This is a genomic window from Actinoplanes sp. URMC 104, assembly GCF_051386375.1.
GTDB lineage: Bacteria > Actinomycetota > Actinomycetes > Mycobacteriales > Micromonosporaceae > Actinoplanes.
The window spans coordinates 2,161,087-2,174,335 of record NZ_JBPQTO010000011.1; the positions used below are offsets into that span (position 1 = coordinate 2,161,087).

A 13,249-nucleotide genomic window follows, 5' to 3' on the forward strand; every position below is an offset into this window, starting at 1 on the left:
TGCTTAGCCGACCGCGCCTTCCATCTGGAGCTCAATGAGACGGTTCAGTTCGAGGGCGTACTCCATCGGCAGCTCCTTGGCGATCGGCTCGATGAAGCCGCGCACGATCATCGCCATCGCCTCGTCCTCGGTCAGACCGCGGCTCATCAGGTAGAAGAGCTGGTCCTCGCTGACCTTGGAGACGGTCGCCTCGTGACCCATCGACACGTCGTCCTCGCGGATGTCGACGTAGGGGTACGTGTCGGACCGGGAGATCGTGTCGACCAGGAGCGCGTCGCACTTGACCGTGCTCTTGGACGAAGCCGAGCCCTCCAGCACCTGCACCAGACCGCGGTACGAGGTGCGGCCGCCGCCCCGGGCGATCGACTTCGAGACGATCGTCGAGGAGGTGTGCGGCGCGGCGTGCACCATCTTGGCGCCGGAGTCCTGGTGCTGGCCCTCGCCGGCCATGGCGATCGACAGCACCTCGCCCTTGGCGTGCGGGCCGGTCATGTAGACGGCGGGGTACTTCATCGTCACCTTGGAGCCGATGTTGCCGTCGATCCACTCCATGGTCGCGCCCTCTTCGCAGGTGGCGCGCTTGGTGACCAGGTTGTAGACGTTGTTCGACCAGTTCTGGATGGTCGTGTAGCGCACCCGCGCGTTCTTCTTGACGACGATCTCGACGACCGCGGAGTGCAGCGAGTCCGACGAGTAGATCGGCGCGGTGCAGCCCTCGACGTAGTGCACGTAGCTGCCCTCGTCGGCGATGATCAGCGTCCGCTCGAACTGGCCCATGTTCTCGGTGTTGATCCGGAAGTAGGCCTGCAGCGGGATGTCGACCTTGACGTTCTTGGGCACGTAGATGAAGGAGCCACCCGACCACACCGACGTGTTCAGCGCGGCGAACTTGTTGTCGCCGACCGGGATCACGGTGCCGAAGTACTCCTGGAAGATCTCCGGGTGCTCCTTGAGCGCCGTGTCGGTGTCGAGGAACAGGACGCCCTGCTCCTCGAGGTCCTCACGGATCGCGTGGTAGACGACCTCGGACTCGTACTGCGCGGCGACGCCGGCCACGAGGCGCTGCTTCTCGGCCTCGGGGATGCCCAGCTTGTCGTAGGTCGCCTTGATGTCCTCGGGCAGGTCGTCCCAGCTGGCGGCCTGCTTCTCGGTCGAGCGCACGAAGTACTTGATGTTCTGGAAGTCGATGCCGGTGAGGTCCGCGCCCCAGTTCGGCATGGGCTTGCGGTCGAACAGCCGCAGGCCCTTGAGCCGGAGGTTGAGCATCCACTCGGGCTCGTTCTTCTTCGCGGAGATGTCGCGCACCACGGCCTCGGACAGGCCACGCGTGGCGGATGCGCCCGCGATGTCGGCGTCGGCCCAGCCGTACTCGTACTTGCCCAGGGCGGCGAGGTGCTCTTCCTGAGTAGCGATCTGGTCGGTCATCTATCTGTCCTAACCCGAGTGGTTCCTGGAATGTGCGTGGTGCACACTCCATCGCCGTGCGCGATGGTGGCGAGACGCTGGACGTGCGTGCCGATGAGGCGTGAGATGACCTCGGTCTCGGCGTCACAGAGCTGGGGGAACTCGGCGGCCACGTGGGCCACCGGGCAGTGGTGCTGGCACAGCTGCCCGCCGGTCGCGATCGTGGACGCGTTGGCAGCGTAGCCCTCGGCGGTCAGCGCCTCGGCGAGCGCCTCCGCCCGGGCGAGCGGATCGTCGCCGGCCTCCTCGAGCGCCGCCCGGCAGCGCTCCTCCAGGCCGACGACCTGCGACGAAGCGAAGGCGGTGACGGCGTCGGGACCGTGGTGCTGCGCGATCCAGCGCAGCGCGGCGGTGGCGATGCCGTCGTAGAAGTGCGGGAACGACTCCCGGGCGGCGGCGGTCAGCACGAACGTCTTGGCCGGACGGCCGCGGCCACGGGGGCCGGTGCGGCGGACCTCACGGGCCTCGACCAGGCTCTCGGCGAGCATCGCGTCGAGGTGCTTGCGGATGGCCGCGGGGCTGAGGCCGAGACAAGCGCCGAGCTCGGCCGCGGTGGCCGAACCACGCTCCAGCAGCAGCTGGGCGACCCGGTCACGGGTGCGGCCGTCGGACGCGCTGGCAGACGCCACCGCACCGCTCCGAACCAGCACCTCGTATTTCACTACGCCAACGTTACGTATTTCCGCGGAGCCCTGCAAACCGACCCCCCGGTGATCCACGCCACCGCCGTCCACGGGTCGTCTCAAACAAGATCAAATCCCTGCGTACGATGCCAGAGGTGAGGTTCCTTCCGCTGCGCCCCCTGGCCTTGGCGTCGCTGATCGCCAACGTCGCGCTGGTCGTCACCGGCGCGGCGGTGCGGCTGACCGGATCGGGCCTCGGCTGCCCGACCTGGCCGCGGTGCACCGACGCGTCGTACACGACCACCGCCGAGATGGGCGTGCACGGCGTCATCGAGTTCGGCAACCGGCTGCTCACGTTCGCGCTCGGGTTCATCGCCCTGGCCTGCGTCGTCGCCGCGCTGCTGGAACGGCCCCGGCGCCGGGCGCGCGTCCTGCTGAGCATCGCGGTGCTGCTCTACATCCCGCTGCAGGCGGTGATCGGCGGCATCACGGTGCTGACCAACCTCAACCCGTGGGTGGTCGGCCTCCACTTCCTCGTCTCCATCGTGATCATCGCTTTCGCGTACGCCCTGTGGCGGCGCAGCGCCGAGGGCGACGGCCCGCCGGTGCCGCTGGTGCCGCGCCCGATCAACCACCTGGCGTGGATTCTGACCGCGGTGAGCGCCGCGGTGATCGCCCTCGGCGTGGTCGTGACCGGCAGCGGCCCCCACGCCGGCGACCTCGACGCGAAGCGCAACGGCCTCGACCCCGCCGCCGCCTCCCAGGCCCACGCCGACGCGGTGTTCCTGCTGCTCGGCCTTACCGTGGCTCTCATCTTCGCGTTGCGCGCCGCCTCCGCGCCCCGAGCCGCCGTCCGGGCGGCCGTGGTGCTGCTCGCGATCGAGCTGGGCCAGGGGCTGATCGGCTTCGTGCAGTACTTCACCCACCTGCCGGTCCTGCTCGTCGGCGCCCACATGCTCGGCGCCGCCCTGGTCTGGACGGGCACGTTGTCGGTGGTGTGGTCGCTGCGGGAACGCCCCCTGGACGCCGCGCCGGCCTTCCCGCCCGCCGGGCTCTCCCCGGCGCCGGCCGAGGAGCCCATCCCCGCGCCGCGCTGACGACCTGTTCGCGCACCCGCCGCGATCGAACACCACGCCGGCCGGCGTCGCGATCTCGCGCCGACGGACTCCTTCCGAGCGGCACAACCACTCCGCCCCCCTGACAGCGATCTGCCGCCATCACCGTGAGCGGCACGGCAAGCGAGCGTCGCTGTCGAGCCGTCGATCCTTTGTCGGCGCCGTGCACCCGGCCGCCGTCCACAACGCGAAACTCCATCGCGAAAGCCGCTGACCTGCGCTCCCCGCATCGCCGCCTGTGGACAACTGCGTGTCGTCCACAGGCGAGCAAATCCACCCGACGTTGATCGGCCCGCTTGGGCACGCTGTCCCCATGCCGAACACGAGCCTCACGGGTCACCACCACACCGGACTGCCGACCACCCGGCCGCCCTTGCGCAGGCGCCACGAGCTCACCGGCGCACCGAGCGATCGGTCGCCGCCTCCAAAGCGCTGATCGCCGCGGAACCCTCGCCGTCCGGCGGCGCTCCCCGGCCACCTTCGCGACCTCTGCGGTTCTCGGGCCGCGGCGGTCGCTCCGAGACTCGGCAGGGCTGCCGCTCCGTTCCCCGTCATGCGGAGCCGGCTCCCGCGAGCCCTGCCGATCGGGTGGCGTCCGCCTCGAGCCGTCGACATCCGGCTTCCCCACCGAGGACGGCTCGGCGGACGTCACCCTCCCCGGCACGGCAGCGCCCACCTCAAGCCGGGCGCGCCCGTGCCACCCGGCGTCGCGGCCTGGTCAGCCGCGTCGCCGGGAGTCCCGTCACGCACGCAAGGAAAGAGGGTGAGCCTAAGGAGCACTACTCGACGGCGGACGGCCGCTTATCCGGTGTCCCTGCATGGCCGTCCCGCCTATCCGGGCGCGGGTGGTGGTTCTCTCTCTCCGGCCACCACCCGCCGCCTGGGTGTCACCGCCGGCCAACGACCGCCCTCCGCGGGCGTCAAAGCCGGACGGCGATCGCCTCGGCGGGCGTCAGAGTCGGCCGACGATCGCCTCAGTGGGCGTCAGAGCCGGGCGGCAATCGCCTCAGCGGGCGTCAGAGCCGGGCGGCAATCGCCTCGGCTAGGCGCAGGGCGGCGCCCTGCTGCTCGCCCTCTTTGAGGAACAGCGACGGCTCGGCGAGTTCGAGCTCGACCAGGAGCGGCTCGCCGTCCGGGCCGGGAATCAGGTCGACGCGGGCGTAGAGCAGACGCTTCGTGCCGCCGGGGATGACCCGCAGTACGCGCTCGGCGACGTCGCGTTCGGCGGGTGACGCGGTGCGCGGGTCGATCTGCTCGTTGCCCGGGTCGAGGGCGCCCTCGCCGGGGCCGATGAGCATCGCGCCCTTGCGGATCGCGTGGCTGAAGCCGAGGTCGCCGGCGGCGTCGGGCAGGAAGATGAGCGCGGTCTCGCCGACCTCGTCGACCGCGGCCAGGTAGGGCTGGACCATCGCGGTGCGGCCCGCGGCGGTCAGCCGGGCCACGTGTCCCGCGGCCAGGTCGTGCTGCTCGGGCAGGGTGTAGCGGTCCGTGTCCTGGCTGCCGGCGCTGATCGCCGGCTTGACGACCCACTCGCCGGTCGCGGGTGGCGTCCAGGTGTCGCCCGGGCTCACGAACGTGGTGGGGGTGACCGGCAGGCCGGCCCGGGCGAGTTCCGCCAGGTAGCGCTTGTCGGTGTTCCACTCGAGGACGTCCGCCGGGTTGAGCAGGCGCGGAACGCTGTGCGCCCACGCTATGAACTGGTCGCGGCGGGGCACGTAGTCCCACGGCGAGCGGATCACGGCGAGGTCGTACGAGGTCCAGTCGGCGGCCGCGTCGTCCCAGCGGACGGCGTCCACCTCGATGCCGCGCTCGCGGAGGGCGTCGCGCAGCGGGAAGTCGTCCTCCCAGAGGTCCGGGAAGAGGTCGCAGGTGACGAGAGCGACCCGGGACGCATCCCGGGTCGCGTGGACGGAAGGACTCAACTCAGCGGGCCATGCTCCGGCGCGACATCGAACGCCACAGGTCGTTGCTGGGGCGCATCTGCTCCATGAGCTCGCGCTCCCACTCGTTCTCCACCTCGACGCCGGCGTTCTCACACGCCTTGCGGGCGACCATGGTGTCGTCGGCGAACTGGTCGGACCACTCGCCGTCCTGGCCAACGAGGACAATGCGGGCACCACGCTTGCCGACGTACTCGATGACCGCCTTGGCGCCACCGTGGCCGGCGGCGAAGGACTTGATCCCCGCGGTCAGTGTCGTATCGGAACCTTGAGCCATGACGGGAAGAGTAAGCACCTCGTCGCGGGAGGCAAGTAGTGTCGCCGGCCGTTTGTGAGAGGAATTACCTGCGGGTTTAACGGCTGGACACATAACTATGGGCCGATTATGCCCGGTTTGTCCTCATCAACAGCTTTCCATCGATCGAGCGACGGACAGTAACCGGAAATGGGTGCATTTCCGGGCACCTTGTGCGACGCCCGTAACCGTCAGCCGAGCACAAGTGCGCACCCGCGAACACAACGCCCGCCGACGCCCCGTCCCGAGCCACCCCGGTGACGCCGGTGAAGCACCGTTAAGGGCGGCCGGAAGATTGGCACACCAGTCGGATGCGCCGGCGCGCCGAGACCGGCGGGCGGGGCCGGCGCGCGGGGCCGGAAGGCGGAGCCGGCGCGCGGGGCCGGAAGGCGGGGCCAGCCCGCGGGGCCAGCAGGCGGGCGGGCGCGCGCGGCCAGCAGGCGGGGCGGGCGCGCGGGGCGGGCGGACGAGGGCCGGCGCGCGGGGCGGGCGGACGAGGGCCGGCGCGCGGGGCGGGCGGACGAGGGCCGGCGCGCGGGCGACGCGGGGCCGGCGGGCGATGGTCGGCGCGCAGAGCTGTCGAGAAAGGCTCGGATACGGCAGCGCGCCCGTCCCCCGGCGAGCGGGTGAGCGGGCGCGCGGACCGGCGTGGACGGCTCAGAGGAGCGCGTCCACCGCCACGGCGATGAACAGAATCGTCAGGTAGGTGATGGACCAGTGGAACAGCCGCATCGGCTTGGCGGGCTCGCCGGCCCGGCTGCGCTTCACGAGCAGGAAGGCCTCGGCCAGGAAGGCGACCCCGGTGACCACGGCGGCCACGCCGTAGATCGGGCCCAGGCCCAGCGGCCAGGCGACCAGCGACGCCGCGACGGTGAGGACGGTGTAGAGCACGATCTCGCCGTTGACGCGGCGCTCGGAGCGCACCACCGGCAGCATCGGGACGCCGGCCCGCGCGTAGTCGTCCTTGTACTTGATGGCGAGCGCATAGAAGTGCGGCATCTGCCAAAAGAAGACAACCGCAAAAAGCGCCCACGCCAGCGCGCTGATCGAGCCGGTGACGGCCGCCCAGCCGATGATGACCGGGGCCGAGCCGCAGATGCCGCCCCAGAACGTGTTGGCGGGGGTGCGCCGCTTGAGCCAGAGCGTGTAGACGACGTCGTAGTAGAAGATGGCGCCGGCCGTCAGCGCGGTCGCCAGCCAGTTGGTGAAGACCGCCATCAGCGCGACCGACACCACCGCGAGCGTCAGGCCGAAGACGAGCACCGAGCGCGGGGTCACCGCGTTGGCCGGCAGCGGACGCCGCTTGGTGCGCCGCATGACCTGGTCGATGTCGCGGTCGATGTAGCAGTTCAGCGCGCTGGCCGCGCCGCCCGCCATCGCCCCGCCGACCAGCACCACGGCGAGGGTGCGCAGGTCGGGCCAGCCCCCGGCGGCGACCATCATGGTCGGCACCGTGGTCACCAGCAGCAGCTCCACGATCTGCGGCTTGGTCAGCGCCAGATAGGCACGCAGCAGGGCTACGGGATCGCGACGCTTCTCGGGCACGACCGCGGCAGCGGCGTCCCCCGGAACGCCGGGCGGCCGTCCAGGGACGGGACGCTCGGTGATCATGCTCACGGACTGCCACCTTCCGGCATCGGCACTAGCCACAACACGACCGTCTCCGGCGCCAGCCGGCGGCACGCTCGGACAGCCTACGCTCAGCCATCACCGCTGCTCCGACGACCCTTGCCCGGTGCACGGCGTGACACGCCGGATGTCCGCTCTCAGCGTATGGGCCTCGGCCGTTCCCCGGGCGCGGGTTTAACCCAAGTGGATAGGGTCAACCTCAAAAGGTCTCGAAATCATGCCCGAGGAGCACAACCGACGTGGCTGCCACAGATCCAGCTCTCAATTGGTCCGACCTCGACCGCAAGGCGGTGGACACTGTCCGGGTCCTGGCCATGGATGCCGTCGAGAAGTCCGGCAACGGCCATCCCGGCACGGCGATGAGCCTCGCGCCCGCTGCCTACCTGCTGTTCAACCGGGTCATGCGGCACGACCCGACCGATCCGCTGTGGGCCGGCCGCGACCGCTTCGTGCTCTCCTGTGGGCACTCCAGCCTCACCCTCTACATTCAGCTCTACCTCAACGGCTTCGGCCTGCAGCTCGACGACCTGGCCTCGCTGCGCCAGTGGGACTCGCTGACCCCGGGCCACCCGGAGTACGGCCACACCCCCGGCGTCGAGGTCACCACGGGCCCGCTGGGCCAGGGCGTCGGCAACGCGGTCGGCATGGCGATGGCCGCCCGCCGCGAGCGCGGCCTGTTCGACCCCGAGCCCAGCCCGGGTGACTCTCTGTTCGACCACCACGTGTACGCGTTGTGCTCGGACGGCGACATCGAGGAGGGCGTCAGCCACGAGTCGAGCGCGGTCGCGGCCGTGCAGAAGCTCGGCAACCTCACGGTGATCTACGACGACAACGAGATCTCCATCGAGGACGACACCCGCATCGCCAAGAACGAGGACGTCGGCGCGCGCTACGCCGCGTACGGCTGGCACGTGCAGCACGTCGACTGGCGCAAGGGCGACCCGTCCGAGGGCGGCGAGTACGCCGAGGACGTCGAGGCGCTCTACGCCGCGATCCAGGAGGCCAAGCGGGTCACCGACAAGCCCTCCTTCATCGTGCTGCGCACGATCATCGGCTGGCCGGCGCCGAACAAGCAGAACACCGGCAAGATCCACGGCTCCGCGCTGGGCGCCGACGAGGTCAAGGCCACCAAGGAGATCCTCGGCTTCGACCCGCAGAAGTCGTTCGAGGTGGCCGAGGACGTCCTCGCGCACACCCGCGAGGTCGTCGAGCGCGGCAAGGCGGCGCACGCCGAGTGGAACACCAGGTTCGAGGCGTGGGCCAAGGCCAACCCCGAGCGCGAGGCGCTGTTCAACCGTCTCTCCAAGCGCGCCCTGCCCGAGGGCTGGGAGAAGGCGCTTCCCGAGTTCCCGGCCGACCCCAAGGGCCTGGCCACCCGCGCCGCGTCCGGCAAGGTGCTCGGCGCGCTCGCGCCGGTGCTGCCCGAGCTGTGGGGCGGCTCGGCGGACCTCGCCGAGAGCAACAACACCACCATGGAGGGCGAGCCGTCCTTCATCCCGTCCGAGTACGCGACCAAGGCGTTCCCGGGCAACGAGTACGGCCGCACGCTGCACTTCGGCATCCGTGAGCACGGCATGGGCTCGATCCTCAACGGCATCGCGGCCAACGGCCGCACCCGCCCGTACGGTGGCACCTTCCTGGTCTTCAGCGACTACATGCGTGGTGCCGTACGCCTCTCCGCGCTCATGAAGCTGCCGGTCATCTACGTGTGGACGCACGACTCGATCGGCCTCGGCGAGGACGGCCCGACGCACCAGCCGATCGAGACGCTGTCCGCGCTGCGCGCCATCGTCGGCCTCGACGTCGTGCGCCCCGCCGACGCCAACGAGACCGCGTACGCCTGGCGCGGCGCGCTCGAGCACACCGACCGCCCGACCGGCCTGGCGCTGTCCCGGCAGAACCTGCCCACGATCGACCGCTCCAAGTACGCGTCGGCCGAGGGCACGCTCAAGGGCGGCTACATCCTGTCCGAGGCGTCCGGCACGCAGCCCAAGGTGATCCTCATCGGCACCGGCTCCGAGGTGTCGATCTGCCTCGAGGCGCAGAAGCGGCTCGAGGCCGAGGGCACCCCGACCCGCGTGGTGTCGATGCCGTGTCTCGAGTGGTTCTACGAGCAGGACACCGCCTACCAGCAGCAGGTGCTGCCGCGTGGCGTCAAGGCGCGGGTGACGGTCGAGGCCGGCATCCGGCAGAGCTGGGACCGCATCCTCGGTGAGACCGGCGAGCCGGTCAGCATCGAGCACTACGGCGCGAGCGCCCCCGCCAAGATCCTGTTCGAGCAGTTCGGGTTCACCGCGGACAACGTGGTGGCCAAGGCCAACGCTGCCCTGGCCAAGGTCAGCGAGATCACCGGTCACACGACCGGAAACTGAGGGAGTACGCGATGACCGACAGGCTGCAAGAGCTGTCCAACGCCGGTGTGGCGGTGTGGCTCGACGACCTCTCCCGTCCCCGCCTGACCACCGGCGGGCTCAAGAAGCTGCTCGACGAGCAGCACGTGGTGGGCGTGACCACCAACCCGAGCATCTTCCAGAAGGCGCTGTCCGACGCCGACGCCTACGACGAGCAGCTGCGCGACCTCGCCGCCCAGGGCGTCACGGTCGAGGAGGCCGTACGCCTCATGACCGGCCGTGACGTGCGGGACGCGTGTGACGTCGAGCGCCCGGCCTACGACGCCTCCAACGGTGTCGACGGCCGCGTGTCCATCGAGGTCGACCCGCGCAAGGCGCACGAGACCGAGAGCACCGTGGCCGAGGCCAAGACGCTCTGGTGGCTCGTCGACCGCGAGAACCTGTACATCAAGATCCCCGCCACCCTCGCGGGCCTGCCGGCGATCACCCAGGTGCTGGCGCAGGGCATCAGCGTCAACGTGACGCTGATCTTCTCGAACGAGCGCTACCGCCAGGTCATGGACGCGTTCCTCGACGGCATCGAGCAGGCCAAGGCCAACGGCCACGACCTGTCCAAGATCGGGTCGGTGGCGTCGTTCTTCGTCTCCCGCGTGGACACCGAGATCGACAAGCGCCTCGACAAGATCGGCAGCGACGAGGCCAAGGCGCTCAAGGGCAAGGCGGCCGTCGCCAACGCCCAGCTCGCGTACGAGGCGTACCAGGAGGTCTTCGGGACCGACCGGTGGAAGGCCCTCGAGGCCGCGGGCGCCCAGCCGCAGCGTCCGCTGTGGGCGTCCACCTCCACCAAGAACCCGGAGTACAAGGACACCATCTACGTCGAGGAGCTCGTCGCCCCGGGCACGGTCAACACCATGCCCGAGGCCGTGATCCACGCGTTCGCCGACCACGGTGAGACCCGCAAGGACGCGGTGACCGGCTCGTACGAGGCGGCCCGGAAGGTCTTCTCGGACCTCGAGCGGGTCGGCATCGACCTGCCCGACGTCTTCAAGGTCCTCGAGGACGAGGGCGTCGACAAGTTCGAGGCCAGCTGGAAGGAGCTGCTCGAGGGCGTCGACAAGTCGCTCAAGGCGGCGGCCAAGGGTTCCAGCAGCCCGAGCGACGCGGCCTGAGAGAACTGTGGGGAGGGGATCCGCCGGTGCGGATCCCCTCCTCATGTCCCTGCTAAGACACCTGCACGACACCGAAAAACTGGCAGGATGGACCACGTGGGCAATCCGCTGCGTACCGCACAGGACCGCAGGCTTCCCAGGATCCCCGAGCCCTGCGCTCTGGTGATCTTCGGAGTCACCGGTGACCTGTCCCGAAAGAAGCTCATCCCGGCCGTCTACGACCTGGCCAACCGCGGTCTGCTGCCGCCCGGTTTCGTGGTTCTGGGCTTCGCCCGCCGCGACTGGGGTGACGGCGACTTCGAGTCGCTGGCCTACGAGGCGGCGAAGAAGGGCGCCCGTACCCCGTGGCGCGAGGACGTCTGGCAGCGGCTCGCGAGCCAGTTCCAGTTCGTGCCCGGCTCGTTCGACGACGACGCCGCGTTCGACCATCTGGCCGAGACGCTCGACGAGCTGCGCGAGCGCAACGGCATCCCGGGCAACGCCGCCTTCTACTTCTCCATCCCGCCGGCCGCGTTCCCGCTGGTGCTCAACCAGCTCGCCCGCACCGGCATGGCCGACAACGCCAAGTCCGGCGGCTGGCGCCGGGTCGTGGTCGAGAAGCCGTTCGGCAGCGACCTGCAGTCCGCGATCGCGCTGAACCAGCTGGTCGACGAGGTGTTCACGCCCGGCGACGTCTACCGCATCGACCACTACCTGGGCAAGGAGACGGTCCAGAACATCCTGGCGCTGCGCTTCGCGAACAGCCTGTTCGAGCCGGTCTGGAACTCCAAGTACGTCGACTCGGTGCAGATCACGATGGCCGAGGACGTCGGCATCGGCACCCGCGCCGCGTTCTACGACGCGTCCGGCGCCGCCCGCGACGTGCTGCAGAACCACCTGCTCCAGCTGCTCGCCCTGGTGGCGATGGAGGAGCCGACCAGCTTCGACCCCAACGACATCCGGGCCGAGAAGCTGAAGGTCCTCAAGGCCATCAGCATCCCCAAGGACATCTCGAAGGGCTCCGTCCGCGGTCAGTACCTGCCCGGCTGGGTCGCCGGCGAGCGGGCGGTGGGCTACCTCGAGGAGAAGAACATCCCGCCGGACTCCACCACGGAGACGTACGCCGCGGTGCGCCTGGGGATCCAGAACCGCCGCTGGGCCGAGGTTCCCTTCTACGTACGCGTCGGCAAGCGCATGCCGCGCCGGGTGACCGAGATCGCGATCCTGTTCAAGAAGGCGCCGCACCTGCCGTTCGACCCGGCCGACGTGGAGATGCTGGGCAACAACCAGCTGGTCATCCGCGTGCAGCCGGACGAGGGCGTGGTGCTCAAGTACGGCTCCAAGGTGCCCGGCACCACCATGGAGGTCCGCGACATCGCGATGGACTTCCAGTACGGCGAGGCGTTCACCGAGTCCAGCCCCGAGGCGTACGAGCGTCTGGTGCTGGACGTGCTGGTCGGCGACCGGACGCTGTTCCCGGACGCCGCCGAGATCGAACAGAGCTGGCAGGTCATCGACCCGCTGGAGGAGGCGTGGGCGGGCACCAAGCCCGAGCCCTACCGGGCCGGCGAGTGGGGACCGCGCGCTTCGGACGAGATGCTGGCCCGTGAGGGCCGCGCCTGGAGGCGAGCATGATCGGGCTGTGGGACACCACCGGCAACGAGGTGGTCAAGGCGCTCGCCGCCGAGCGGCGCAGCGCCGGCGGCGTGGCCTCCGGTCTCGCCCTGACGCTGGTCGCCGTGGTCGAGGAGAAGAAGGTCCGCGAGGCCGAGGCGGCCGCCACCATCGCGGCCGCCGCGCACCCGTGCCGGCTGCTCATCGTGGTGCGCTCCGACCTGGAGGGTCGCAGCCGCCTCGACGCCGAGATCGTCGTCGGCGGCCGGCTGGGCCCGGCCGAGGCGGTCGTCATGCGCATGTACGGCCGGCTGGCGCTGCACGCCGAGTCGGTGGTCATGCCGCTGCTCGCGCCGGACGTCCCGGTCGTCACCTGGTGGCACCAGGAGCCGCCGGACACGATCGCGAACGACTTCCTCGGCGTGGTCGCCGACCGCCGGATCACCGACAGCGCGCAGGCGCACGACCCGGTGGCCGCGCTGCGCCAGCGGGCCGTCGACTACGCGCCCGGCGACACCGACCTGACCTGGACGCGGATCACGCTCTGGCGGACGCTGGTGGCGGGCGCCTTCGACACCACGGAGGAGCGCGTCGTCGGCGCGACGATCGTGGCGCCGCAGAAGGACCCGACCGCCTGGCTGATGAAGGGCTGGCTCAAGTCGCGGCTGGGCATCGAGCCCGAGCTGCAGAGCACCGACCGCTCCCCGCGGATGCACTCGGTGCAGCTGCAGTGCGCCAACGGCGACACGGTGACCGTGACCCGCGAGGAGAACACGGCGCTGTTCAGCCGCACCGGCCAGGAGGACCGCTACATGCCGCTGCCCAAGCGGCCGGTCGGCGACGAGCTGGCCGAGGAGCTGCGCCGCCTGGACGCCGACCAGATCTACGCCGACGCGCTCGGCGCGATGGCCGGCGTCTCCGGGCTCGACCACAAGCCGCCGATGCGCGTGCACGTGTGGAAGGACCCGGCGCTGGCCGCGAAGGCCGGCGAGCAGGAGGGCGCGATGGCCGGCCCCGGCGGCACGGCCGCCTGACGGAGGACACCAGGGGCCGCTCGCCGTCGTGACGGT

General features: G+C 70.5%; 10 protein-coding genes. 5 read left to right on the plus strand and 5 right to left on the minus strand.

Annotated features, from left to right (window positions below; genetic code table 11):
- Positions 1-3: 3 nt before the first annotated feature.
- Positions 4-1,425 (minus strand): Fe-S cluster assembly protein SufB, encoded by a 1,422-nt coding sequence (gene sufB / locus ACSNN8_RS35815; protein WP_436654610.1) that lies wholly within the window; start codon positions 1,423-1,425, stop codon positions 4-6.
- Positions 1,422-2,126, minus strand: a complete 705-nt coding sequence (locus ACSNN8_RS35820; protein WP_436654611.1) for a helix-turn-helix transcriptional regulator — start codon at positions 2,124-2,126, stop codon at positions 1,422-1,424. Before ACSNN8_RS35820 ends, sufB begins: the two co-directional genes overlap by 4 nt.
- Before the next feature lie 107 nt (positions 2,127-2,233).
- Here ACSNN8_RS35820 and ACSNN8_RS35825 point away from each other — a divergent pair, with 107 nt between their 5' ends.
- Positions 2,234-3,184: a COX15/CtaA family protein gene (locus ACSNN8_RS35825; protein WP_436654612.1), complete on the plus strand. Its 951-nt coding sequence runs from the start codon at positions 2,234-2,236 to the stop codon at positions 3,182-3,184.
- Positions 3,185-4,218: 1,034 nt separating this feature from the next.
- Here ACSNN8_RS35825 and ACSNN8_RS35830 read toward each other — a convergent pair.
- From ACSNN8_RS35830 to ACSNN8_RS35840, 3 genes are all read right to left on the minus strand, one after another.
- Complete coding sequence (locus tag ACSNN8_RS35830) at positions 4,219-5,124, minus strand: ATP-grasp domain-containing protein (protein ID WP_436654613.1); 906 nt, start codon at positions 5,122-5,124, stop codon at positions 4,219-4,221.
- A 1-nt stretch (position 5,125) separates the two neighbouring features.
- Positions 5,126-5,419 carry a hypothetical protein gene (locus tag ACSNN8_RS35835; protein ID WP_436654614.1) on the minus strand — a complete coding sequence of 98 codons (294 nt, stop codon included), beginning with the start codon at positions 5,417-5,419 and terminating at the stop codon, positions 5,126-5,128.
- Positions 5,420-6,094: 675 nt separating this feature from the next.
- The gene (locus tag ACSNN8_RS35840; protein ID WP_436655535.1) at positions 6,095-7,048 is read right to left on the minus strand and encodes a heme o synthase; all 954 of its coding nucleotides are present in this window, start codon (positions 7,046-7,048) and stop codon (positions 6,095-6,097) included.
- Positions 7,049-7,380: 332 nt separating this feature from the next.
- Here ACSNN8_RS35840 and tkt point away from each other — a divergent pair, with 332 nt between their 5' ends.
- From tkt to ACSNN8_RS35860, 4 genes are all read left to right on the plus strand, one after another.
- Positions 7,381-9,438, plus strand: a complete 2,058-nt coding sequence (gene tkt / locus ACSNN8_RS35845) for a transketolase (protein WP_436655537.1) — start codon at positions 7,381-7,383, stop codon at positions 9,436-9,438.
- An 11-nt stretch (positions 9,439-9,449) separates the two neighbouring features.
- Positions 9,450-10,586 (plus strand): transaldolase, encoded by a 1,137-nt coding sequence (gene tal, locus ACSNN8_RS35850; RefSeq protein WP_436654615.1) that lies wholly within the window; start codon positions 9,450-9,452, stop codon positions 10,584-10,586.
- 96 nt (positions 10,587-10,682) lie between these two features.
- Positions 10,683-12,200 (plus strand): glucose-6-phosphate dehydrogenase, encoded by a 1,518-nt coding sequence (zwf, locus tag ACSNN8_RS35855; protein ID WP_436654616.1) that lies wholly within the window; start codon positions 10,683-10,685, stop codon positions 12,198-12,200.
- The gene (locus tag ACSNN8_RS35860; RefSeq protein ID WP_436654617.1) at positions 12,197-13,213 is read left to right on the plus strand and encodes a glucose-6-phosphate dehydrogenase assembly protein OpcA; all 1,017 of its coding nucleotides are present in this window, start codon (positions 12,197-12,199) and stop codon (positions 13,211-13,213) included. Before zwf ends, ACSNN8_RS35860 begins: the two co-directional genes overlap by 4 nt.
- Positions 13,214-13,249 lie beyond the last annotated feature (36 nt).

Coding starts and splice junctions, on each gene's coding strand:
- sufB (WP_436654610.1), bottom strand. CDS start 1,425: ATGACCGACCAGATCGCTACTCAGGAAGAGCACCTCGCCGCCCTGGGC.
- ACSNN8_RS35825 (WP_436654612.1), top strand. CDS start 2,234: ATGCCAGAGGTGAGGTTCCTTCCGCTGCGCCCCCTGGCCTTGGCGTCG.
- ACSNN8_RS35835 (WP_436654614.1), bottom strand. CDS start 5,419: ATGGCTCAAGGTTCCGATACGACACTGACCGCGGGGATCAAGTCCTTC.
- ACSNN8_RS35840 (WP_436655535.1), bottom strand. CDS start 7,048: ATGATCACCGAGCGTCCCGTCCCTGGACGGCCGCCCGGCGTTCCGGGG.
- tkt (WP_436655537.1), top strand. CDS start 7,381: ATGGATGCCGTCGAGAAGTCCGGCAACGGCCATCCCGGCACGGCGATG.
- tal (WP_436654615.1), top strand. CDS start 9,450: ATGACCGACAGGCTGCAAGAGCTGTCCAACGCCGGTGTGGCGGTGTGG.
- ACSNN8_RS35860 (WP_436654617.1), top strand. CDS start 12,197: ATGATCGGGCTGTGGGACACCACCGGCAACGAGGTGGTCAAGGCGCTC.